We start from the raw sequence: 23,890 nt of genomic DNA, 5'->3' as shown, positions 1-23,890 counted from the left end.
ATTATTTATTTTTGTCCAACTACTTAATGGCTATTTTCTAATTGCTAATTGCTAATTGGGGAAAAATTCCCCCCTCTCTCCCCTCTCCCTCTCTCTTCCCCTAGCCCCTAGCCCCTAGCCCCTAGCCCCTAGCCCCTAGCCCCTAGCTATATATCAATTGATTTCCAAAGAATTTATTACAGTTTCTGCTGATTTTAGATAATTAGAATATTCATCTTTATTTGCTGTATAAGTAATAGTATAAGCACGATTATTTTTAACTGTCCAGACTTGCATTTTCTTAATATTTTTATCCTCTTCTCTAGTAGTAAAAATAACTTTATGAGCCTTTGTATTAGCAAGCATAGCTGAACTATCTTCTAAAACCTTAGTATCCTTGATCTCTTTTATTTGGGTGATGGATATTTTGGTATATTCATCAAGAGACATCGGCTTTGAAGATAAATCGTCTATAGTAACAATAATATCCTCTGGATAGATATCCGAATCGTTTTTCTTAGGAGCTCGGAACGTAACTATATTCGGGTCAAAATAACCTTGACTTTCTTTCATTTCCCACTTCTCAGGATATTTCATCCTAAAGTTATTTTCAGTATTTTGATATAATAATAATTTTTCAGGTGTAGGTTGAGGTAAAATTTTAGGAACGATCGCGGCAAGTGCGATCGCGGTTGCAACTCCCACACCAATTAAAACTTGCTTCTTTCCTACAGGGAATTTTGTAGGCGTGCGAGGCGGCTCACGAAGTTTAGCTATACGCTGCAACAAAAATTGTGTATCTTGAGGACGAGCATTAACAGAATAAGCCATCATATCATCAATCAAATCTGCTAACGGCTTCGACACTCCCGGAGCCAGAGTGCGCCAAATGAACTTTCCTGGTGGAGAATTTTCTTCTAAATTGCTTGGTTCTTGACCCGTTAGCAAACAGGCAAAACTCCTACCGAGGGCAAAAAAATCAGACCGAGGCTCCGCAGCCCCTTCCATTTGCTCAAGCGGCGTGTATCCTCGCGAAAAAATTCTAGTTATTTTGTTACTTCTTCGTTCAATAGTTTCTGTCACTTCCCGCACTGCGCCAAAGTCAATTAATACTAATTGCCCATTCGGGCGGAGCATAATATTAGGCGGTTTAATATCCCGGTGGAAGTAATTTTGACTGTGGACGAGATGCAAAATTCTAGCCAGTTGTTCCAACCAGTCAATAGCCAAATCCATCGCTAGGGGTTGGTGACTCCGATTTTCTAGCCACTGTTGCAAATTTACACCTTCAATTTTCTCCATCACCAGACAGTGCAGAGGTTCGCGACTGTTATTTGGCGTAAACGTAAAGTAGCCATCTGGATCTACTATTGGCAAACCCGGATGTCTCAGCCTCATTAAAACGTGGGCTTCTTGCTGAAATAGCCGTACACCCGTCGGCTCGTTGTAGGTGAGTAATTTTAAAACCTTCGGAATGCTACCCTCATTTACCTCATAAGTTTGACCAAAGCCGCCTTTCCCCAGGGGGCGAAGTACCCAATAGCGCCCCTCAATCACTAATTGAGAGCCGCAGCTTTGGCAAAAGCTAACATTTTCAGGATTTTGAGGACGCGGGCACTTGGGATTGATGCAGTAGCTCATGCTGGGGAAGAATTAGCTTTGTAGCAATTTCTTAAACATGGTATAGCATTACTATCTCTTTTAATAGTTGATTTCGGAACAATTTGGGTAAGCCTCCCAATTCGTATAAGAATATACCCGATCGACTTTGGCCTTCTGCTCCGATCGCACTTGGTTTCCAGACAACCCCATGACGAGTCAAACGCAAAAGAAAACACATTTATTTAACAACCCCTATTTAGAACTCAACAATCAGGGGCAGACTTTGCGCTTAGAATTGACAAAAAATGAGCACGTATTGGGGCGCGATCCCTACAAAGCTGATTTACTGGTTCCTCAAGTTTGGCAGATTATTTCTAGCAGTCAAGCGGTTTTGCGCCGAGAAGGGGAAGATTACTGGATTTATGACGGCGATGGTAGCAAACCCAGCACTAATGGGATGTTTGCGCTCCCTAGCTATACACAGGTGACTGCTGTAAAAGGTTTGGCTTTAAGACACGAGACAGAATTGCGGATCGGTCAAGACCCTAGAAACCAAATTCAGCTAATTTATTTTAATCCTGCTAGTCCTACTGCTGGTAATTTACCACGAACTGCGATCGCGCTGCGGAATCGTTCTGTGCTCTTAGGTCGCGATCGCAACGCCACCGTACAACTCAACTCTCCTATTGTATCCCGTCGCCACGCCACCATTGATGCTAACGCTCACGGGCAATATATCCTCACCGATCGCAGCAGCAATGGCGTTTTTGTCAATGGCAAACGGATTAATAATTTTGTGGTGCTTACTGAAGGCGCAAAAATTCGCATTGGCCCTTTTACTTTAATTTATCAAGCTGGTGAAATAACCTTAATTAATCCCGGTGATGCGCTCCGTTTGGAAGCAATAGAATTAGTCCGTGATGGCAAGAATAAAAATAATGAAAGTCAGCGTTTACTTGATAGCATTTCCCTCGCTATTGAACCCGGCAATTTAGTCGCTTTAGCTGGGACAAGCGATGCTAATCAATCAATATTATTGCGGACTTTATTAGGGATTGAACCCACAAATCGTGGTGCAGTGTACGCCAATGGCGAAGATTTGCGAAAACATTTTGATAGCTACAACTCTTTGATTGGTTTCGTACCTAAAGAAGATGCCCTTCATGGTGAATTGACAGTAGCAGAAGCCCTGACTTATGCTATTAAATTACGTTTGCCTTCCGATGCGAATGTCGAACAGGTATTCAAAAAAGTTTTAGATGATATTGAAATGTTTGACCAGCGCAATAAGTTGATAAATACTCTCAGCAATAGCGAACGCAAGCGAGTAAGTATTGGAGTAGAATTAGTTGTAGATCCGAAGCTGTTTTTTTTGGAAGAACCGACTTTAGGACTAGATCCAGGATTAGAGAAAAAGATGGTATCGCTATTGCGGAAATTGGCAGAACAACAGCGAACTGTGATTTTTACCGCCCAGGCTAATACTAATATTACCATCTGCGATCGCCTAGTATTTCTTGGTGGCGGCGGCCATCTTTGCTACTTCGGCCCACCAGCAGATATTCATAGTTTTTTTGCCTTTCATAATCAAGATTTCGCAGCTATTTATAGTGAATTAGAAAAAGGTGAATCTATTGTTAAATTGTGGGAAGATAAATATCGCTATTCTAGCTATTACCAGCGTTATATTGCCTCCCCACTCAGCCCTCAACTTTATCAACAACAAGCTAAATTTGCGAAACTTTCTCACTCTGCTAGAGTCTCACCTTTGAGACAGTTAAATCTACTCACTCAGCGCTATTTTCAATTAGCAATTCGCGATCATATAAATTTTGCTTTCGGGATGTTTGCTGCTGTTATTTTCCCTATCTTATTAGCGGCAATAAAAAATACAGAGCCATTCGTTTTTAGTAATAATAGTGATTCAAAACTTGCTTTTTTAGCAGTGCGATTTTTACTATTATTTTCTTTGTCTAATATTTTGGCAGGTGTTTATAGTTCAATTCCAGAAATTGTTAAAGAACAGGTAATCTTTAGGCGAGAGCGTTTAGGAAGTATCGGATTATTCCCCTATGTTATTTCAAAGTTAATCGGATTAAAAGGATTAGCTTGTCTGCAAACTCTGGTAATTACAGCAGTAATTTTAATCAGTTTTGAACAGCCAGACTCAGATATAATTGCCTGGCCTATCGGTTTAGCTATCACTACTTTTTTAACGCTGCTGGCTAGCATGAATTTGGGATTAATGGTATCAGCATTTGTCAATAATATCAGTCAAGCTTATAAAATTCTACCTCTAATTTTAGTGTTTCAGATGATATTTTCTGGGGTATGGTTTAAATTAGATAGTTTGTTTACAATAGAAAGACTAGGTGGTTGGATTTCTTGGCTAACAGTAAGCCGCTGGTCTGTAGGAGCTTATGGAAGTTTAGTGAATGTAAATGCTATGGTGGCAAAGCCTATAGAATTGTCTGATGGTAACTTTTTGCCTCAATTATTCGATCGGAGTGCTGTCTATGAGCCAACTTGGGAAAATCTAGCTCTCAACTGGGCTATTTTATGTTTGCATACAGTTGTTTATTTTGCGATAACTTTCCTGTTTCAAAAACGTAAAGATATTTTTAGGTAATTGGTAATTGGTAATTGGTAATTGGTAATTGGTAATTGGTAATTGGTAATTGAGTTATATCAAATCCGGCTTAAATATACTCTTTATTTCTTAGTCCGCGTAGGCGGACTTTGTTTGTGTAGTTGCGGTTTCAACCGCCGAACTATAGTTCCCTCATTCTATTCCCTTCTTTCCCTTCTTTCCCTAGTCCCTAGCCCCTAGCCCCTAGCCCCTAACCGCCTTGGCGGTTGCTATAACTTTCTCCCAGTCAACAAATACGTAATCATTTCCCCTTTCCCCTTAATATTAACAACACCACGCTCCTCAAATACATACTTGTCCCGTAATAACTCATAAGTATCTGCACTAACTTGAATACTCCCAATAATTCCGTGAGATTCCATCCGCGAGGCCGTATTTACAGCATCACCCCACAAATCGTAAATAAACTTCTTAGTACCAATTACCCCCGCTACCACCGGCCCGCTATTAATCCCAATACGGATATTAAAGTTCTCTCCCCTTTGAACACTGAATTGATTAATTTCTTCTAACATATCGAGAGCCATTTCTGCAATTGCCTCTGCATGATCCTCTCTAGGAGTGGGAATTCCGCCAGCTACCATATAAGCATCCCCAATCGTTTTAATTTTCTCCAAACCGTACTTTTCCGTCAGTCTATCAAAATCTGAAAACATTTCATTTAGCAAGTAAACCAACTCCGTCGCCGTCTTCCGCGTTGACAACTGCGTAAAATTAACTAAATCCGCAAACAAAATTGTCGCCTCATCAAATCTATCAGCAATTAGTACAGCTTCCTGTCTCAACCTATCCGCAATCACTTTAGGTAAAATATTAAGTAATAAACCCTCAGTTTTTTTCTGTTCAATATTCAGAGCTGCTTGCATCCGCTTGCGAGATGAAATGTCATGAAAAAAAACAGAAAGACCGTCGTAAGAAGCAAAAGCCCGGACTTCAAACCATCGTTTTAAATGAGGGTGAAACTCTTCAAAAGTCACGCCAACTTGTTGAGATACAGCTTTGTGTGCTTCTTCATAAAACGTCGATTCTAAGAACTCAGGAAACTCTTCCCATATATTCTTACCAAAAACTTCTTCTGGCGATCGCTCAAACACTTGCGCTGCTTTATAATTCACATAAGTAAATCGCCACTGCCGATCTAAGGCAAAAAAAGCATCCGCTATCCCTTCTAAAAGATTGACAATTTGCTCGTCATTAGCCCGCAATTTATCCTCTGCTTGCTTATGTCTGATGCGAGTGCGCTCTAAGTTAGCCAAATTAATTCGCAATTCCATTTGATTAATCACTTGACGACCTAAAATGCGTAGTGCTTCAAGTTGCTTTGCAGTTAATTGGCGAGGAATTGTATCAATCGCGCACAAAGTGCCAATGGGAAAACCATCAGAAGTTACTAGCGGAGTTCCAGCATAAAATCTAATATTAGGATCGGAAGTTACTAGGGGGTTGCTAGCAAAGCGCTCGTCTTCTATCGCATTTGGTACAACTAGCAATTCATTCGGCTGTAAAATAGCGTGAGCACAAAAGGCTATATCTCTTGGAGTTTCTTCTGCTTCTATACCTACTTTTGATTTAAACCATTGCCTGTTAGCATCAACTAAACTCACTAAAGCAATTGGAGTACCGCAAATGTGGGATGCCAAAGCAGTTAGATCGTCAAAAGCTTCTTCAGCGGCAGTATCGAGGACATTATAGCGATAAAGAGCTTTTAGTCTATCTTCTTCATTAATTGGTAAAGGTGCCGATCGCATCGCCGACGGAGAAGAGAAGCGCTTGTGAAAGATCCGCGAAACTATCCGTACCTTTAGCCGCTGAACTTGCTCCCACAGTATTTTTAGCAGTTTCAAAATTCTTTTTTTCAAACTTTTGTGCATATTTTTAGTATATCTTTTCACGTCTGAGCTTGGTATCTCTTGTCGATGTCGCCTCAGATGCACCTGCGATCGCCCCCAAAAATCTCTTGTACACAATAGCAAAAACGTGGTATCCTTAAAGCTTGTGTCCAATTAAGGCCAGTCCATGCCGAAATTAAAAACTCGCAAATCGGCTGCTAGGCGCTTTAGAGCTACTGGCAGCGGTAAAATTGTGCGGCGGAAAGCTTACAAAAGCCACTTACTACAGCACAAAAGCTCCAATCGTAAACGCACTCTCTCTCAAATGGTCGTCCTCGATCCGACTAACGAAGAGAATGTGCGTCTGATGCTTCCATACTTGTAAAGTTTAACGGAAATAAACGATGACACGGGTAAAACGCGGTAACGTCGCTAGAGAACGCCGCAAAAAAATTCTCAAACTAGCTAAGGGATTCCGAGGCTCACAGTCTAAACAGTTTCGCACAGCTAACCAGCGGGTAATGCAGGCGCTTCGCAACGCCTATCGCGATCGCCGTAAACGGAAGCGCGACTTCCGCCGCCTGTGGATTGCTCGCATCAATGCAGCAGCTCGCATACACGGCACCAGCTACAGCAAGCTCATCGGCAACATGAAAAAAGCCAATATTGAAATCAACCGTAAGATGCTGGCGCAAATGGCAATCATTGACCCCGCAACTTTCGGCAAAGTGGTGGAATTGGCAAATCAAGCACAAGGATAAATTGGGGTTTTAGGCAGGTGATCCCGCCAGAGTATCGTTCAAATGTGAGGCCCCTACATCGTCCGAATTCTTTTGGCGATCTAGTAGGGGCTTCACACTAAGGATAAAATAAATAAGATTTTCAATCTACCTATTTAAACAGCATGGATAGCGGTTTGCCCATTGTTTATCTATCAGTCTTGCTAGCTATACTTGCTAGCGCTGGCTGGTTTATTCTGCGCCAGATCATCAAAACTCGTAAGATCGAAACTACTCTCTTGCGGTTAGAAGCTAAACTCGGTAATGAAAAAGGAACAGCACAGGAATATTACGAATTGGGCAGTATCTATGTAGATAAAAAGTTATATGCTCAAGCAACATCACAGTTTCAAAAAGCCCTGAAATCCAAAGACTTAAAAGTTGAAGAAGATGCTGCTATCATCTACAACGCCCTCGGTTTCGCACACTTCGGTCAAGAACAATACGATATAGCCATCCGCCAATACAAAGAAGCTATTAAGTTAAAACCGGATTATGTGACGGCAATTAATAACCTTGCCCATACTTATGAGCGTAAGAAATTAACAACTCAGGCTTTAGAAATGTACGAAGAATCTCTAAAATTGGAGCCTGATAATCCTACTGCTAAACGCCGTACCGAGTCTCTAAAGAAACGGTTGGTTACTTCTGCATAGGGAAGATCGAAGAAGGAAGACCGAAGAAGGAAGAAATACAGGTAAGGGAAACAACGCAGTTGTAATATCAAGCCTAGCTTGAAGCCCCTTTTACAACTGCAACCTTTCCTCTGCACAGCAAATTTCGATCGCCCTATAAACAAACTCAAAAATCACTGCACGGCCGCAGCTCGCTGCTGAGCTATACTCAGATTTGACTGATACTCTGCCGCCTTCTCCTGAGCTTTTTGATAATTTGGGCTAGATGGCGGAACAGCCTTCATTAGCTGAACAGCTTTCTCCCATTCACTCGCCACTTCCTCCCACTCACCTTTTGATATGGATGTCTGGGCAAGGTTTGCCGCACTTTGAGCCTTATTCACCGCTAATCTCCAAGAATCAGGTTTAGGTGTGGCAGGTTTGGGTGCGGGTGCGGCGGGTTTCGGCGTAGCAGAAGCTACCGGAGAAGGTGCAACTGGTTTCGGCGTAGCAGAAGCCACTGGAGAAGGTGCAACTGGTTTCGGCGTAGCAGAAGCCACTGGAGAAGGTGCGGCTGGTTTCGGTGTAGTAGAAGCCACCGGAGAAGGTGCGGCTGGTTTCGGTGTAGCAGAAGCTACTGGAGAAGGTGCAACTGGTTTCGCAGTATTGGGAGCCGCCGCCGCATTGGGTGAAGCGGCCTGTTTTGGCTTCGGAGAAGCAGCTTTAGGTGATGCTACTGGGGAAGAAGCTGGGGACGGAGGAGCCGAACTCTTTAAAAATGGCAAATTTCCTGTAAAGTAAAGCCCTGCGATCGCAGCCACCGGTACAAAAACGATCCCCGCGATTATTGCTAATTTAGGAATCTGCTTCTTTTGAGGTGGAGCTTCATCTAGCTCATCCTCATCCTCATCCTCATCCTCATCCTCATCCTCATCGGGGTTGTATTCTTCCTCCCGATCGTAATCTTCGGGTTCGAGATCGACATCATCTACAGGTTTTTTAGGCATTGCACCCTCATCTGCATAAAACTTTGGATCGGCGGCTGGCATCAGCTCAATCTCGTCTTCCCAGGCCGGTAAGTCTTCACCTACCTGACGACCATAAACCTTCACAGTGTGAATTGATTCAACTCCCAAGTTCATCATCCCCTTACGGATAAAGTCCATAAGGGCAGTTTGGTTCGGAACTTGATCTGACTCCAGCATTACCTGGAGGTTGTCATTGTCCCGTCCCACTTGGGCATTGATGCCTTTGGGTTGGAGTGTGCGGTTAATTACAGACGCGATCACCTTGGGATCGCCCTGCTTAGCAAGTTCCCGCAGGTTCTGTTGTGTCATAGCTAGCACTTTTTAGAGGGCTGCGAGCAGGTTATTGACACTCTCCGGTCTAAAGACGCGGGGATTTTTAAGGACAACTTTTTGGGGGTGAATCCACAATCAAAAAGTTGATACTTAAAGGGTTTGTCATTGCCGCTTATAAAAACCTATGCAAATCTACTATCGCTAATAGAGGAGCAAAAGCCTAAGTCTACGGTGTAACTTAACCAAAGGTAAGTAATATTGCATTACTGCTTGCTTTTATAAGCTTGTCCACTACTCCCCTGTTAGAGCTTGAAACCTTTGGGTGTTTGTATATTCAGTTGGTGTAGTCAATTCGGATCAGGTGTTTTAGTAACACTCAAGTTACTTGAGCCTTAATAACTCGCATTGACCAAGCGCAAGTTTATTATAACTTAATTCCGCTAAAACAACTCACCGATCTTCACCCAATACCCACAATTTGTTAATTCAATACTAGGTAAATCTAGGTATTTTGGCTACTGCAACCAACCCCACTACCCACTCGCTCAAATACTGAGTCTGTGGTTACTTTTTTAGCACGGAGCATCCTGATTTGTAATTGCACTCTAGCTGCTGATTTTTTACCCCTGACGATACCTATTGGCATGACGCGGATGTGTTGCGGGATTTCAACCGTGTGCTAGCTAAAGTTACCGTGTCTTGGATGCGCTCTTCAAGTGTATCTTTGTGTTCCTTGTTTTAAGCTAAATCCGCCAAAAATCAAGTGCCGTAAAACCAAGAGGCTTGAGAGTAAAGGGGTGTGTCGAATAAATATTTATTCACCACCTTAGCTTTTTCTGGCATTTTCTTACCATTTGCTGTTAATAGAATAGTCTGCACAGTTCTATGACCTTGGTTTGTAGAGTTGAAACCTCTTGTGCACCCCGCTTGAGAGATGATTCTAACTCTAGCAGTAGGGGGAGGGTTTTTTGCAATTTTTCGACAGTTAGACTCTTGACTTCTTGGCGGAAAAAGTATATTCGTTTGGGATTGCTGATTTCTGCGGCTTGAGCTATTTTTTCATCGGCTTCGCCGGCTTGTACCCCTAATTTTACCAATAGCCAAGTCCGAAATTGAGTGGTTAAGGTGGCTACAATTTTTAAGGCTGGTTCATTATGTCCGATTAGTTCGGCAACTAGCTGCAAGGCTTGGGCTGTATTGCCTTGGCGGATAGCTGCGGCAAGCTGTAAGCTGTTTTGGGTGTTTGAGCGAACTAGGGTGGCGATCGCTTCATCGCCCAAAGGTTTGTTAGTGTTACCTGCGTACAGCTCTAATTTATCCAATTCGCTATTTAACTGCCTGGTATCGTTCCCGACGCATTCAGCTAAAAGTTCGATCGCTGCTGGGGTCAATTTTACTCCTCTTTCCTCTGTGGCTTGGCGTACCCGCTTGACCAATTCTTCTGTTTTCCAGGGAGGGATGGGAGAAAATTCGCGGACTTCAGCAGATTTGAGCAATAATTTTGTAGACTTGAGCCGACTGTCGGGTTTATTACGAGTTGTCAACAACAACACGGTGGTGGAGGGAATGACTGGCAGTGTCCGTTCTAATTCGGCGAATAGTTCCTGGGAACATTGCTGAGCTATGGGGGTATCGGCTAACCAGACAAAGCGGCTGCCCGTGCCGAAGGGCGGTGTCATGGCTTGGTTGAGGGCAGAAATAACTGCATCCGACTGGTCGGGAAGAATTTTATCATAGTTGAAAGTCGCCCAGTTGGGGTCAAGGACTTTTTGGCGCAGGGTATCAACTGCTTGGGCTAGAGAGAAGTCATCCTCTCCCCAGAAGAGGTAAATTTGCATAAGAGACTATCAGTTGCCGAATTTAGGATTTGAGATTAGTCGTCAATTTGGGTGATTTCAGATTTTGACTCTTATTGATCCCAATCTACAATCTAAAATTGGCTAGGTACTGAAAGCTATTACTTAGCGCGAGGCAATCGAGATTGGACGATACTTATCAAGCTTACGTGAATCGGGCGGCGCGGCTGACGCTGCTGGACACCTACAAGTCCCAGGTGGAGCACATTCAGGAATCTCCTAAGTTTAAGCCTCAACCAGGGGGTAGGAGAGAGCCCGTAACTTTTCCCGGCTATACGGTAACGACACCGCCTTGGGGGGAAGAGTCGGAAAATGCTGCTTTTTATGCGAGTTTGGACGAGTGCCAACAAACGCTGGTGAAGCAGTTAGAGGCGGGGGCGATCGTGCCTGTGCCGAAAGACAGCTTCCATTTAACTTTGGCTGATTTAATTTGGGACGGTGCTTTCCTTGATGCCAGTCAAAATCCTGAATTTGAGGAGAAATTGCGATCGCGCATTGGCGAATGCTTTGCTGGTTGCAAATCGACTGTAACTGGAATTCCTGCCATTCGCTGGATGGTGTTGGGTCTAATGGTGCGAACTAGAGCGATCGCAGTCTGTTTAGCCCCTATGGATGAAAATTCTTACAAGCAGATTTTGGAGTTCCGCCGCTGTATTTATCAAAATCCTGATTTAATGGCTTTGGGAATTGAACAGCAATATCATTTTACTGCTCACATTACTCTGGCTTATTTTGGCGATATCGGGTCGGGGCTAGACCGCGATCGCTTTTGCTCTCTTTTGTCTGAGTTAAATGACCAATGGCTAAATGCACCCCAAGAAATTGGGATACATCGGGTCGAACTTCGGAAGTTTGACGATATGACTCACTATTATCGCGAACCAAACTGGCCAGTTTTGGAATTTTAAAATGGTTAACTGTTAACTGTTAACGGTTAACTGTTAACGGTTAACGGTTAACTGTTAACTGTTAACTGTTTAAATATCGGTTGACGGCGCACAATTGAGTAAACAATTGACTGTACATATTGTTGGCATTGGTTTGGATGGTGCTGCGGGACTGAGTAAGTCGGTGCAGCAAATTGTAGAAAAGGCGACTCTGCTGGTGGGGAGCGATCGCCACTTAGGTTATTTCTCTAAGCATCGGGCAGAACGCTTGGTTTTAGGAGATTTGACGGGTGCAATTAAAGAAATTCGTCGGCGATTGGCGACTTCGTTTCCGGGTGCAATAGTAGTTTTGGTTTCGGGCGACCCGCTATTTTACGGTTGGGGACGGCTGCTGGTGGCGGAATTGCCTCCCGAACAGTTAATTTTTCATCCGCATTTGAGCTCTGTACAGTTAGCTTTTAACCGCCTGAAACTTCCTTGGCAAGATGCCCACTTTATTAATGCTCACAGGCGGTCTTTTGAGGAGTTGACTGCTAAGTTACAGCAAGGTGTTGATAAGATTGCTGTGCTGACGGATGAGAATTATTCTCCAGGGGCGATCGCAAATTTGATTAAGGCTTTAGATTTGCCCAGTCGTTATCAGTTTTGGCTATGCGAAAATTTGGGGGCCCCTGATGAACGAGTCAGGGAATGGTCGTTAGATGCTTTGCAGGGGGAGACTTTTGCACCGCTCAATTTGGTCGTGCTGTTGCGGGAGTCTAGGGCAGCTACGGAACCCCTGGATTTAGGCAGTTTGCCGATGTTAGGGATACCGGATGGCAATTTTCTCAGTTTTAGCGATCGCCCTGGCTTAATGACTCAGCGAGAAGTGCGAGTGTTGATTTTGGGGGAACTGTCGTTACAACCAGGTCAAGCGATTTGGGATGTGGGTGCGGGTACTGGTGCGGTTTCGATTGAAATTGCCCGGTTGTTCCCGGATTCTCAGGTTTATGCGATCGAGAAAATGGAGGAAGGTACGTCTTTAATTGAAAAAAATTGTCGCCGTTTTCAGGTACAAAATGTAATTTCAATTCACGGCAATGCTCCTGAAATTCTACATCGTTTGCGACCGCCTAATCGAATTTTTGTCGGTGGCAGTGGGGGAGAAATTACTAAAATTTTAGGTGTATGTGCTTTGCGAATGTTGCCGGGAGGAGTAATAGTATTGGCAATATCTAGTGTAGAAGATTTAGCTGCTGTTTTGAGTTGGAAGGAGGAAAGAATGCGGCGCGAACCCAATTGGAATTGTAAAATTATGCAGGTGCAGTTGTCGCGCTCCGTGCCTATGGGAGATTTGACAAGATTTGACTCCTTAAATCCAGTGACTATTGTAACGATGAATCGGGGAGTTAGAGGAAGAGTAGCCCTTTAGAAGCTTGGGTAAGTTGGGCGGTGATGGAGTCGGTCATGGTTTCAATTGTCAGGCTTCTTTAGCTTAATCCTTTTAACTTGCTATAATTGTTAAATTTGATACGCTCGCTTTGAAACTTAAGCCGAAGCACTATGTTTTCATAGCGATGGCGGGCATTCTTTTCAAACAGGTTCTAATATTGCGTATAGGATGATAATAATGCGGCTTGTCACTTCCCTTCACTCCCAAGCATTTTATACTTCTAAGCCTCTTCAAGAAATTTCTTTTAGCCAATACTCTTTTCCTTACTATAACCAAGTTCGCCAGAGTCTTGAAAAATCTCTTCAAGATTATCCAGTATTACCATTGAGAAAAGCTAAAATTTCTGATTATCTCAGAGTTCATACCCATGACTATCTCCGAAAACTGGCCCTAAAAGCTCTCGATAAACCTTTGGACAAAATTAGCTTATCCTTACCAGAATTAAGCATTGAGTGTCAAGGCTTAGAATACTGTTTACCAGGTTATTTCTATGGTTTAGGAGGAATGCTGGAAGCGATTGACCAAATGAAACAAGGACTCGTAGAACGTGCTTACTGTTTTAGTATGGTTGGACATCATGCTCATAGTAACTGGGGACATGGTTATTGTCTCCTTAATCCCCTTGCTGCTGCTACTCGATATGCTCAGCTTCAGGGATTTGAAAAGGTTCTGATTATTGATTGGGATATTCATCATGGTGACGGAACTCAGGAAATTTTTAGCAACGATTTCAGTGTCTATTGTATTAGTATTCATAGTGCCGTGGATCTCTACATGGCTAAAGCCTCAGACTTGAAAGCTGGAACTACAGATGCGGCTGTTGCGGTTGGACACTGTAACATTCCTGTTATGACTAAATCTTTTCCAGTTGAAGTTTTGCAAGAGGAGGGTATAACTGGGAAATTCTACTCTGGAGATGAAAGTATTGATGCTTTTCAGCAAGCTTTAGAAAATGTGCCTTGGCAACCTAATCTAGTCGCTATTTTTTCGGGTTATGATTCCCATAAAGATGATTGTGGAGAACGTACAACAGGCTGGACAAATGATGACTTCTGTAAACTAACTGAAATTGCTTTGGATTTTGCCAAAAGATATGGATGTCCAGTCCTCTCTGCTCATGGAGGTGGCTATAAACTGCCAGTAACAGTGTCAGCAGCAACCGCTCATGTCAGGACTTTAGCAACATATATTTAAGATTCTGCTGGTTTTCTCTTTCTGCTAACAGTTAAATTCCAATACGGTTCAGTTGTTGATTTAATGGAGGGAAGTAAAACCTGTTAATTAGCAATTAGCAATTAGTTTTGAGTACAGTTAACAGTTAAGAATCATTTTTCCCAAGTTCTTCTTGTAGAATTTCCTGATATATTTTGGGCAACTCTCCTGTCATAGAATTGTCTTCTATCCCATAGCCTAAACTTGTCCAAGTCCCCGATAACAACCGCTGTACTTTATTGAATTTACCCTGTTGTAACAGTGCGGAAATATCAGCTTTCCAAAACTTGGTATCGCTCAGCCAAGCATAAACAACAGCATCCTGAAATTTTGGCTCAAAACTGTACTCTTTCCAAAATATAAACTGAGAAGGATGGGGATGATATCGCTTCGCTTTTTCCTCCCAAGTGGAACTCAAAAATTGATATCGCCCCGCCGCTGTAGTACACCTTCCCCGATTGGGGCCGGAGACAATTTTTACGCATAAATCGGGATGACGGCTTAAATCTAATACAACTTCGCCACCGTAAATAACAGAGTAGGGTTTGCTAACATTCGACTCGCTTGCTGATATCGTTCGCATCAGTGCTCGAATGTAAGGATCGCCGCCTCTCATTGCTAAAGGAGGCAATTGATTACTATTATTTTGAACTAAAAAAGATTCTTGATTTCCGTGCCAATTCCGAATCAAGAATGCTAGAATCAAGACAGTTATGCTGCTAAAAATCAGGCGTTTAACAATTTGGATTTCTGAGCGGCGGAACCAGCCTAGTTTTCTGCGACGGACATCCCTAACTCTAATTCTTGTCATTCTCTGTAATTCCTCTGCTGTTCATGTCTAGGATTTACACAAAACTATCCGTAACGCCGCCATCTTGGCGGTAAAGAAACCGCCAGGATGGCGGCGTTACGTAAAATGTGCATAAGTCCTGACATAAATAAACGCTATAACTTTTAGAGTGGGCGCTCATGGCCAAAAGCCTGTAACTCATGGCTATAGATGGTTGAGACAAGCGCCCACCCTATGTTTAATTATGTCCGACTACTTACTACAAAATGCGATCGCACGGTTCCCGATTTAAGTCGCACCAACAAACAACTGCTCAAAACTCTTGGTCTCCGCCTCAGACTTCGCGACAATCTCCACAATTTTATTACGAGATGCAGGTTGAAACAGCGCCTCAACGCAAACCTGCGCTACCTTAGTTCGTGGAATACTCCCATCAGAAAGTTTATCAGCCGACTCCATCACGATCGCATCCGTGTTATCTTCATTCTTCAGACCCCCAGGCCGGACAATCGTGTAAGTCAAACCACTTTTTTGCAAATATTCCTCCGCTTGCTTCTTCCACACCAAAATCAGCCAAAATAAATTCAGCGGGTGGAAAAAGTTAGAAACGCACAAAGAAGTCACCAACACAAAATGCTCAATCCCCTTAATTTTGGCAGCATCTACAAGATTTTTAGTACCTTCATAGTCCACCTTGTAAGGCCCTGTCGGGTCAAAGCTAGGCTTCGCACCGGTGGCGCAAAGCAGCACTGTGCAATCACCTATGAGCTCCGGGAGAGAAGCTGCATTTAATACATCCCCTGTCACCAATTCTGCCTCTGGAGGTAGAATCTCCCTAGCTGTTTCTAAATTCCGAACTAAAGCACGGACAGGAATATTGCGCTTTATCAATTCTTTAACAATCCTACAGCCAGTTTGACCAGTTGCCCCTGCTACAAATGCTTTCATAAAAACTCCGTTAGAAATCCTGCGGCATTAGACCGAGGAGAAAAAATGATGACAAACTTTAGCCTACCTTGAATATCAAGCTGAAGCCCCTATCTTTAGACTGGGGTTGCTTACATCTCGCGTTATGCTGAGTTAAGATCAAATTTTTCTTGCTGCTAAGCACAACTTTCACCACGATCGATTCTAGAGATTAAATCCTCAACTGACATCCTTAAGCCGAGAAAACCGCATCTATTACAGGAGAGCATATCATGCAGCAGGATTCCTCTGAATATCAAGCTGTTCAAGCTTCTGAAGAACTTAGGAACGAACCATCTAACATCCCACAACCAGAAGTTACAGAGGTATCGGCAGAAACTGAGCAAACTTGGTTTCACAGCCATTTTGAAGACAGTATGGAGATGTATGCTGATGTTGAAGCGGTAGCTAACCATTTTAATAATCACCATACTTGGTTTATCCCCTGTGCTTTGCCGATGAAAGCTGAACCCCTTGGAGAGAATGGTTACGATATGTTAATCGGGCGTTTTGGCGCTTTTGGGTATATCGTAGAAGCGCGGATTGGTTTGGAGTTGTTACCCCCTGATGAGCAAGGATTTTACCGCATTCGGACGATTCCTATTCCCGATTATACTGCACCTGGATATGATGTTAATTTTTGCTCAGTTATGGAGTTAGTAGAAGTACCGACAGAGGAGTTTTATTCACGGTTAAATGCCTCTGAGCTTGCTCAGTTACCACCAGTAATTACCAGTGTTAAATGGCGGTTAGATTTGGCGGTGGGGCTGTACTTTCCTAAGTTTATTCGAGGTAAATCTAGTGCTTTGATTCAGAAGACGGGGGAAGGGGTTTTAGATAAAATTGTAGGTCAAGTTAACCGTCGCTTAACTTATAAAACTCAGCAAGTTTTCCACAATTCGTTAGGGATACCGTTTCCGAAAAAGCTTCATAAAAAATAATATTACGGGGCGAATAAAATTCGCGGCTACACAGACAAAACCCGCCTGCGCGGGTTAAAATTATGTAGTCCGCGTAGGCGGATCAAAGTTTGTCTAGATGCGATTTCAATCGCCCAAGTAATATTAGCAAAATCAACCAAGAGTCAGAGATTTTTATGAGTTCAAAGGTCTGCATTGTAACAACTGTCAAAGACCCCGGAAATATTCTTGAATCTTTTATTCGCTACCATTTGAAAATAGGGATAGCCCACATATTTATCTTTTTTGACAACCCAGAAGATGAGGCGATAAAAATTGCTCAAAGATTTTCTAATGTCAGCACAATTCCTTGCGATGAACGCTTGAAATTTCAGCAAAAGGAAAATACTCTTTACAACAATATGGCTCAGCACGTCACTAGCGAAGTGATGGCTAGACAGATTTTAAATGCTGAAACTGCCATCAAATTAGCCTGGGAAATGCAGATGGATTGGATTATCCATATTGACTGCGATGAGCTCTTTTACACGCAAGAGTCAATCTCGGATCATTTTGATTTTATTCCCTACAGTATAGGTCAAGTTCTCTACCGAAATTTTGAAGGTGTGCCAGAGAAATTGGAAATAGATGATTACTTTAAAGAGGTGACACTATTTAAAAAACACGGGCATTTGATGCCCTATCCTTTACCTGATGAGTACAATAAGTTTTTTAGGAGGGAAGAGTATTTTATTGGTTATGGAAATGGTAAGGCGGCGGCGCGAGTTTTGCCCGGTGTTTTACCCAGTGGGGTTCACGAATTTACTACAGTTGAACGTCATCCTGAAACGGCTCAGTGTACGAGTTGTCCGGTGATACTTCATTATATCAGTTGCGGATTTGGATTTTATTATCGCAAGTATCAGCAGTTAGGTAAATTCTCGGATTATTGGTTTGGCCAGACTAAAATTCCTGTTACGTTTCATACTAAATCTAGAGATATTTTCTGTTCTGGCGACATTGATAAACTAGCAGATTTTTATCGCGAACAGGTTGTATTTGAAAATCAGCAGGAGACTGATTATTTAATTGAGAAAGGTATTCTTGCTCGAATTTGGAAGCCTGCATCGTTGCTTTCTCCTCTAATAATTTAGAATTGTTAGTTGTTAGTTGTTAGTTGTTATAGCAACCGCCATGACGAACAGAGCAATTTCTATTTTTGAGAACTTACGTAACGCCGCCTTCTAGGCGGTGCCCTAACCGCCCAGAGGGCGGCGTTACGGATGTCTGTTAATCACCTTGTCGGTTGCTATACTAGCTATTAGGCAAGGGATTATTTAACCAATTTGACCTACTATTTAACAACCAACAACCAACAACTAACAACTAACAACTAACAACTAACAACTAACAAATTACTACATTTTGCTAATAATTCGCAGCAGGATTTCTACTCCCGTGACTGCTTGCCAAGCAAATAGTCCTAAAAGAATGACATTGAGAGTAATATGACTGTATCTTGCCCAATCATTCCCTCTCTGCATATAGGGAGATAAGGCGGCAGATGTGGCAATTATTCCTGTCATACCTAAGCCTGCTAAGAGGTGTGGGCCAACAAACAGTTTGCCGTTGTTGATGTAGGTGACACCCATGCCAATGAGGGTATTGATTACCATTATGGCTAAAAGTATAGAGCCGATTTGGTAGTGTTTGATGTTAAACTTACCTTTGATCAACTTTTTTTTGACTTCGCCTTCGCTGGCTCTGGTACGCCGGATTTGGATGCCGAGGTAAAGGGCGTAAAATGAAATTGCAAACAATACCCACATTAGAGTAGGGTGGATGAATTGGCTCCAAATTTTAACTGATTCAGGAATTGCAAGACTCATAGCGTTCTCAGGATGGGCAAAAAACTTTATAAAACTTAGCATACCATTTAGACAGTCTCATGTGATGGTACAAACAGATGGGATGAGGCGGAATTATGGGGTCTACCAAACACGACGGTTTACTAATCCAGGCAGCGAAAAGTGGCAACATCATTAATGTACAAACTTTACTCGCTAAGGGTGTCAGTGCCAATGCTAAGGATCGAGATGGCACTACGGCTTTGATGTTTGCAGCGCAGAAAGGGTATACAGAAATTGTGCGACTTCTACTTGATAAAGGCGCTGATGTCAACTTTGGCAGAAAACAATTTGGCATCACGGCTTTGATGTTGGCGGCGGCTCACAAACAGGTTGATGCTGTGCGGTTGTTGATAAATAGGGGTGCTGATGTCAATGCCCAAAATGATGATGGCAGCACTGCATTGATGGCGGCATCTTTAAAGGGAGATATCTCTATTGTGCAACTTCTATTGGATGCGGGAGCCGATATCAATGTTGAAGATAAAGACGGAGATACTGCTTTAAAAGTAGCAGTTTTACAAGGTGAAAAGACTGTTGTACAAGCTTTACTAGATGCTAAAGCTAATGTACATAATTCTACACTATTGTTAGCCGGCAGTCAAGGTCATGCTGAAATCATCCGAATTTTGATTAATTATGGATTGGATGCAAATTTCAAAAATCGGGAGGGCAAAACACCTTTAATTTTAGGTGCTAAATCTGGAAATTTAGCAATTGTAGAAGTATTGTTGGCGGGTGGTGCTGATGTTAATTTTCAGGATAGAGATGGTGAAAATGCTTTAACTTTGGCTGCTGATTTCGGTCATGTTGATGTAGTAAAATCTTTGCTGAATGCAGGTGCAAATGTAAATGCTAAAAATGGGGATGGAGGTACGGCTTTAATGGCGGCGGCGGGGGGAGGAAATATTGAGATTGCAACTCTTTTACTTGACGCTGGTGCCGATATCAATGCTAAAGATAACGATGATGAAACGGCTTTAAATTTTGCTGTTGTAGAAGGTAATGCCGATGTAGTGGAATTGCTTTTGAATCGAGGCGCTAATTTCCAAGTAAGAAATAAGCTAGGTGATACGCCTTTGCTGGTGGCAACTTTTCACGGTTACACTTCAATTGTAGCAGCTTTGCTGCAAAAGGTTGAGCCGCAGAATTGTTCCTATTTCTTAAATGCAAAAAACTTTGAGGAAACAGCTTTAACTTTAGCAGCATTTCACGGACATACAGAAATAGTCAAGCTTTTGCTTGACGCTGGCGCGGATGTGAATGTAGTTGCTGAAAAAGGTAAAACAGCCTTAATGAAAGCAGCGGATCGAGGCAATATTTCCATTGTGCAAGTATTGTTAGAAAATGGTGCAAATGTCAATTTACAAGATGAGGCGAATGCTACTGCTTTAATGTGGGCAGCACATCGCGGTTATGCCGATATTGTACAAAGTTTGATTGAAGTGGGAGCGGATTTAAACCATAAAAATAAGGGCGGTTACACGGCTTTAATGCTAGCGGAATATAACAATTACTGCGACACAGCAAACTTGCTGAAAAAGACGGGTGCTACTGAGTAAAATTCAAGCTAAATTGCTGCTTTAAGCTGGAGTTGGAGAAGAAACGTTAAAAGCTGTAATTTTTTCTGCCGACTGCTGAATTGATTCAGTATGTCGGCTGTTTTTTACTAAATCATATTAGGTGATTATTTGTAATAAAAATTGCTGATAAACTTGGCAACCTTCTTGATTGAGATGTACCCCGTCGGTTGTTAAGTCTTCCTTTAAGGATTTGTCGGCATAAAGCGCAAAAATTCCTTCGCCTTCAAGGGATAATTTTTCGGTTTTAGCTACCTGATGAATGAGTACATTAATTTCCTCTACTCTTTGAAGAGAACCCGCTCGTAAAGGGTTAAAACTAGCGGCAACAGTTGAATAAAAAGCTGGAATTAAAACTATTTGAGTGGTTTCCATTTCTCGTAGCAGGAAAATTGCCTCTTTCATCAAAGATAGAAAGATTTGATCGCTAATGCCGTACCAGGCATCATTAGTACCAATAGCAACAATAGCACGATCGCATTTAGTCTGGGCTTTCTGTAATAATTTTAGTTGTTCAACTAGGGAAACTAAACTCATTCCGCTAATGGCAAAGTTAAAGAAATATTTGCCAAAGGGATTGCCAATATGAGCTGAAATCGAATCTCCAAATAACACCCATTTGTATTGTTTATTGCGAGTAATTCGAGTTTGATATAATACAGCAATTTTCCACCAAAGTGTTGAACTAAGGTGATCCTGGGGAGGAATGAGTTTTGATCCGGTGTAAATGCCTAAAAACTTTTTTTCTATCCAAATTAGCGGATTAATTGCTAACATCATTTCTCCCCTATTTCATCTTAAATTTTAACTAGCTTGGCGTACCCAGCCATTGATGGTAAAGCGACTATCTGCAAAAGCTTTTGAAGGACACTTTACCTCTAATACTTCGTGCATATAGCGGCTGAGGAAGAATACGATGCTGTTGTTTCGGGGTTCTACGGTTCTGAAAGTGTCGGCGGCAACGTAATAGTTATTTTCAACTTTGCTGTCGTAAAGCCGCAGTTCCCCGCCCGTAAAACCCTTGGGTTCTCGATTAAAATAGTAAACGTAAGTGAAGAATCGGCTAGATGTGTCTGGGGAGCCGTTATCATTGTGCATTTTGTAAAAGTTGGCGTTGTTGTGCATGGTTAGCTGAGCTTCAATATCGCCAAGAGGAAATGGGGGAATATTTAATTTGCGGAGGACATCTGGGAGAATTGCTTTAATGCGATTGACCATTAGTTCTGAGAATTGAGGGAAGGAGTGAAGCACCATTGAACGACGATAATCTTCAGCATTAGTTGATGTGCTGGTAGGAACAAATTCTGCTTCTTTGTCGAGGACATATTGCAGTAGTTGTTTGTTTTCTGCGGCTGTCAAGAAGTTTTCAATTTGAGCATAGCGAGATGTTAAATCCTGAACGGTGGAAATAGGAGTGGGAGGGGGGGATGGAATTTCTATAATAGGTTTTTGTTCCTGTTGTTGCTGCAAGTAAATCGGGGGTTCTGTGACTAAGCCAACTAACTGTTCGCTAGGAAAACATAGAGCGGAACGACCATCATCTATGGGAATTTGGAATAATGTCGAAAAACCAGGTGTTTGCTGAGTTCGAGCCATCAAAGCTTTGATTAGGCTGTGCAATAGGGGTGCATCTGATTTGAGATTGACTGTACACTGATGTCCTCCTGTTAGGAGAATTTTGACTTTAACATCTTTGCTTTGAAGTTGCTGCGTTGTTGATACCATAATAGGAAGGAAGAAGGAAGAAGGAAGAAGGAAGAAGGAAGAAGGAAGAAGGAAGAAGGAAGAAGGAAGAAGGAAGAAGGAAGAAGGAAGAACTTACCAGCGAATTCTTTAACAGTTAACGGTTAACTGTTAACTGTTAACTGTTAACATTAATGCAAAAAGTGGCGAACGTCGGTGAAAACCATTACCAGTCCGAGTTCGTTGGCGGCGTTGATGGAATCTTGGTCGCGCATACTACCTCCTGGTTGTGCGATCGCAACTATTCCAGCCGCCGCAGCAGTTCGCACGGAGTCGTCAAAGGGGAAGAAACCGTCACTGGCTAAAAATGCACCATTGGCTTTCAAAGCGGCTTGTTCTAAGGCAATTTTAACCGATCCTACACGATTCATTTGTCCAGCGCCGATACCTAATGTAGCGCGATCGCGCGTCACGACAATAGCATTAGATTTAACGTGCTTGGAAACTTTCCAGGCAAATAACAGTTCATCTAACTGTTCCGCCGTAGGTTGTTTCTCAGTTACAACGCGCCATTTGCTAGCATCTTCTATAGCATTGTCTGAGTCTTGCACGAGCAAGCCACCTGCTATTATTTTAACAGTTTGTGGCGGCCCCTGAATCAAATCTGGTAAAATCAAAACCCGCACTTTTGACTTACCCTTGAGGATTTCTTGAGCTGCTGGTTCACAAGCAGGCGCTACTACACATTCTAAGAATGTTTGAGTTAATGTTTTAGCCGTAGCCTCATCAATGGGACGATTTAAAGCTACAATCCCGCCAAAAGCTGAAATTGAGTCAGCATCGAAAGCTTTTTGATAAGCTTCTGACAAGGAATTTCCGATAGCAGCACCGCAGGGATTTGTATGTTTAAGAATTGCCGCAGCGGGAGTGTCTGGAAACTCTACAATCAGTCTGCGAGCTGCTTCTAAATCTACCAGATTATTGTAGCTTAATTCTTTGCCTTGGAGTATTGTGCTAGTCGTCCAACCAGTAGGGTTTTCTCCACTTTGATACCAAGTAGCCGCTTGATGGGGATTTTCGCCGTAGCGGAGCGATTGTAACTGGGTTCCGGCAATTGTAAAATGTTGTACGAGAGAGGAGCGATTGGCTTCTAGAGAGGATTGATTTGTGAGATAAGATGCGATCGCCCGATCGTAATTTGCCGTATGATTGAAAGCTTCAATTGCACATTTTTGCCGGAAATCTAAGGAAGCCTCTCCTCCGCGCTCCCGCAATTCTTCCAGATAAATAGGATACTGCTCTGGATTGCATAAAACGGTCAAATGAGGGTGATTTTTAGCTGAGGCACGCAGCATCGCAGGGCCACCGATATCAATCTGCTCAATTGCCTCAGCCAAAGTTACTTCTGATTTAGCAATTGTTTGCTCGAAAGGATACAGATTAACTACGACTAAATCAATGGGGCGGATATTATTTTCAGTCAAATCTGCTACATCCTGGGGGACATCTCGACGCGCTAAAATACCGCCGTGAATGCGGGGATGGAGCGTTTTGACTCGTCCCCCCAAAATTTCTGGAGAACCCGTGTAGTCGGCAACTTTTGTGACTGGCAACCCAGCATCTTTTAGAGCTTTCGCTGTCCCGCCACTACTAATGATGTCAAAGCCAAATTCTTCTACCAGAGTGTGAGCTAAATCAATTAGCCCCGTTTTATCAGATGTGCTCAGCAGTGCCAGACGCGCCATTGGTTCTAAATCCCGATCGCAAAGATACAATTTATATTTTAAGATTATTTTATACCAATAATCAAGTTTAATCAAAATTTAATATTTGCGAAAAAAATTATGTGCTAGAATCTTTTACCAAGGTGAGATCAAGCTAAATCTGCTCATAATTTTTGACCATAAATTTTCTAAGTAATTTT

The 23,890-nt window shown here is 42.5% G+C and carries 21 protein-coding genes; 10 read left to right on the top strand and 11 right to left on the bottom strand.

Going from position 1 to position 23,890, the window contains the following annotated elements; translation table 11 throughout:
• Positions 1-153 precede the first annotated feature (153 nt).
• The gene (locus PY364_RS04935; protein ID WP_275521036.1) at positions 154-1,620 is read right to left on the bottom strand and encodes a serine/threonine-protein kinase; all 1,467 of its coding nucleotides are present in this window, start codon (positions 1,618-1,620) and stop codon (positions 154-156) included.
• A gap of 169 nt (positions 1,621-1,789) precedes the next feature.
• Between PY364_RS04935 and PY364_RS04930 the strand changes: the two genes are divergently transcribed.
• Positions 1,790-4,210, top strand: coding sequence for an FHA domain-containing protein (locus PY364_RS04930; RefSeq protein WP_275521035.1), 2,421 nt, complete (start codon positions 1,790-1,792; stop codon positions 4,208-4,210).
• 230 nt (positions 4,211-4,440) lie between these two features.
• On the opposite strand, the gene PY364_RS04925 is transcribed toward PY364_RS04930, so the two are convergent.
• The gene (locus tag PY364_RS04925) at positions 4,441-6,102 is read right to left on the bottom strand and encodes an adenylate/guanylate cyclase domain-containing protein (RefSeq protein ID WP_275521040.1); all 1,662 of its coding nucleotides are present in this window, start codon (positions 6,100-6,102) and stop codon (positions 4,441-4,443) included.
• Between the two features lie 145 nt (positions 6,103-6,247).
• On the opposite strand from PY364_RS04925, the gene rpmI reads away from it, so the two are divergent.
• From rpmI to PY364_RS04910, 3 genes are all read left to right on the top strand, one after another.
• Positions 6,248-6,445, top strand: coding sequence for a 50S ribosomal protein L35 (gene rpmI / locus PY364_RS04920; protein WP_007354712.1), 198 nt, complete (start codon positions 6,248-6,250; stop codon positions 6,443-6,445).
• A 19-nt stretch (positions 6,446-6,464) separates the two neighbouring features.
• Complete coding sequence (rplT, locus tag PY364_RS04915) at positions 6,465-6,821, top strand: 50S ribosomal protein L20 (RefSeq protein WP_275521034.1); 357 nt, start codon at positions 6,465-6,467, stop codon at positions 6,819-6,821.
• Between the two features lie 143 nt (positions 6,822-6,964).
• Positions 6,965-7,495, top strand: a complete 531-nt coding sequence (locus PY364_RS04910) for a tetratricopeptide repeat protein (protein ID WP_275521033.1) — start codon at positions 6,965-6,967, stop codon at positions 7,493-7,495.
• A 152-nt stretch (positions 7,496-7,647) separates the two neighbouring features.
• On the opposite strand, the gene PY364_RS04905 is transcribed toward PY364_RS04910, so the two are convergent.
• Positions 7,648-8,790 (bottom strand): hypothetical protein, encoded by a 1,143-nt coding sequence (locus PY364_RS04905; RefSeq protein ID WP_275521032.1) that lies wholly within the window; start codon positions 8,788-8,790, stop codon positions 7,648-7,650.
• Positions 8,791-9,614: 824 nt separating this feature from the next.
• Positions 9,615-10,592 carry a DNA polymerase III subunit delta gene (gene holA, locus PY364_RS04900; RefSeq protein ID WP_275521031.1) on the bottom strand — a complete coding sequence of 326 codons (978 nt, stop codon included), beginning with the start codon at positions 10,590-10,592 and terminating at the stop codon, positions 9,615-9,617.
• A gap of 143 nt (positions 10,593-10,735) precedes the next feature.
• Between holA and PY364_RS04895 the strand changes: the two genes are divergently transcribed.
• The 3 genes from PY364_RS04895 to PY364_RS04885 all read left to right on the top strand — a co-directional run bounded on the left by PY364_RS04895 (position 10,736) and on the right by PY364_RS04885 (position 14,123).
• A complete protein-coding gene (locus tag PY364_RS04895; protein ID WP_275521030.1) occupies positions 10,736-11,518 on the top strand; it encodes a DUF1868 domain-containing protein in 783 nt (260 codons plus the stop codon).
• A gap of 106 nt (positions 11,519-11,624) precedes the next feature.
• Positions 11,625-12,908, top strand: coding sequence for a precorrin-6y C5,15-methyltransferase (decarboxylating) subunit CbiE (gene cbiE / locus PY364_RS04890; RefSeq protein ID WP_275521029.1), 1,284 nt, complete (start codon positions 11,625-11,627; stop codon positions 12,906-12,908).
• Positions 12,909-13,106: 198 nt separating this feature from the next.
• The gene (locus tag PY364_RS04885) at positions 13,107-14,123 is read left to right on the top strand and encodes a histone deacetylase (RefSeq protein WP_275521028.1); all 1,017 of its coding nucleotides are present in this window, start codon (positions 13,107-13,109) and stop codon (positions 14,121-14,123) included.
• Positions 14,124-14,247: 124 nt separating this feature from the next.
• On the opposite strand, the gene PY364_RS04880 is transcribed toward PY364_RS04885, so the two are convergent.
• From PY364_RS04880 to PY364_RS04870, 3 genes are all read right to left on the bottom strand, one after another.
• Positions 14,248-14,952 carry a glycoside hydrolase family protein gene (locus PY364_RS04880; protein WP_275521027.1) on the bottom strand — a complete coding sequence of 235 codons (705 nt, stop codon included), beginning with the start codon at positions 14,950-14,952 and terminating at the stop codon, positions 14,248-14,250.
• 34 nt (positions 14,953-14,986) lie between these two features.
• Complete coding sequence (locus tag PY364_RS04875; protein WP_275521026.1) at positions 14,987-15,112, bottom strand: hypothetical protein; 126 nt, start codon at positions 15,110-15,112, stop codon at positions 14,987-14,989.
• Positions 15,113-15,219: 107 nt separating this feature from the next.
• A complete protein-coding gene (locus PY364_RS04870) occupies positions 15,220-15,879 on the bottom strand; it encodes an SDR family oxidoreductase (protein WP_275521025.1) in 660 nt (219 codons plus the stop codon).
• Between the two features lie 251 nt (positions 15,880-16,130).
• Here PY364_RS04870 and PY364_RS04865 point away from each other — a divergent pair, with 251 nt between their 5' ends.
• Both PY364_RS04865 and PY364_RS04860 read left to right on the top strand, forming a co-directional pair.
• Positions 16,131-16,838: a DUF1997 domain-containing protein gene (locus PY364_RS04865; protein WP_275521024.1), complete on the top strand. Its 708-nt coding sequence runs from the start codon at positions 16,131-16,133 to the stop codon at positions 16,836-16,838.
• A gap of 155 nt (positions 16,839-16,993) precedes the next feature.
• Complete coding sequence (locus tag PY364_RS04860; protein ID WP_275521023.1) at positions 16,994-17,950, top strand: glycosyltransferase family 2 protein; 957 nt, start codon at positions 16,994-16,996, stop codon at positions 17,948-17,950.
• A gap of 264 nt (positions 17,951-18,214) precedes the next feature.
• Here PY364_RS04860 and PY364_RS04855 read toward each other — a convergent pair whose 3' ends face one another.
• Positions 18,215-18,685, bottom strand: coding sequence for a DUF4079 domain-containing protein (locus PY364_RS04855; RefSeq protein WP_275521022.1), 471 nt, complete (start codon positions 18,683-18,685; stop codon positions 18,215-18,217).
• Positions 18,686-18,780: 95 nt separating this feature from the next.
• Between PY364_RS04855 and PY364_RS04850 the strand changes: the two genes are divergently transcribed.
• Complete coding sequence (locus PY364_RS04850) at positions 18,781-20,265, top strand: ankyrin repeat domain-containing protein (protein ID WP_275521021.1); 1,485 nt, start codon at positions 18,781-18,783, stop codon at positions 20,263-20,265.
• 117 nt (positions 20,266-20,382) lie between these two features.
• On the opposite strand, the gene PY364_RS04845 is transcribed toward PY364_RS04850, so the two are convergent.
• The 3 genes from PY364_RS04845 to purH all read right to left on the bottom strand — a co-directional run bounded on the left by PY364_RS04845 (position 20,383) and on the right by purH (position 23,711).
• The gene (locus PY364_RS04845; RefSeq protein ID WP_275521020.1) at positions 20,383-21,063 is read right to left on the bottom strand and encodes a GDSL-type esterase/lipase family protein; all 681 of its coding nucleotides are present in this window, start codon (positions 21,061-21,063) and stop codon (positions 20,383-20,385) included.
• Positions 21,064-21,087: 24 nt separating this feature from the next.
• Positions 21,088-22,008: a 2OG-Fe(II) oxygenase gene (locus tag PY364_RS04840; protein ID WP_275521019.1), complete on the bottom strand. Its 921-nt coding sequence runs from the start codon at positions 22,006-22,008 to the stop codon at positions 21,088-21,090.
• A gap of 149 nt (positions 22,009-22,157) precedes the next feature.
• Entirely contained in the window at positions 22,158-23,711 is a 1,554-nt protein-coding gene (gene purH, locus PY364_RS04835; protein WP_275521039.1) for a bifunctional phosphoribosylaminoimidazolecarboxamide formyltransferase/IMP cyclohydrolase, read from the bottom strand.
• Between the last annotated feature and the right edge of the window lie 179 nt (positions 23,712-23,890).

It is taken from the genome of Kamptonema sp. UHCC 0994 (genome assembly GCF_029167235.1).
In the GTDB taxonomy this organism is placed as follows: domain Bacteria; phylum Cyanobacteriota; class Cyanobacteriia; order Cyanobacteriales; family Microcoleaceae; genus Kamptonema.
The sequence above is the reverse complement of the archived record's forward strand: the minus strand, read 5'-3'. Positions and strand labels throughout refer to the sequence as shown.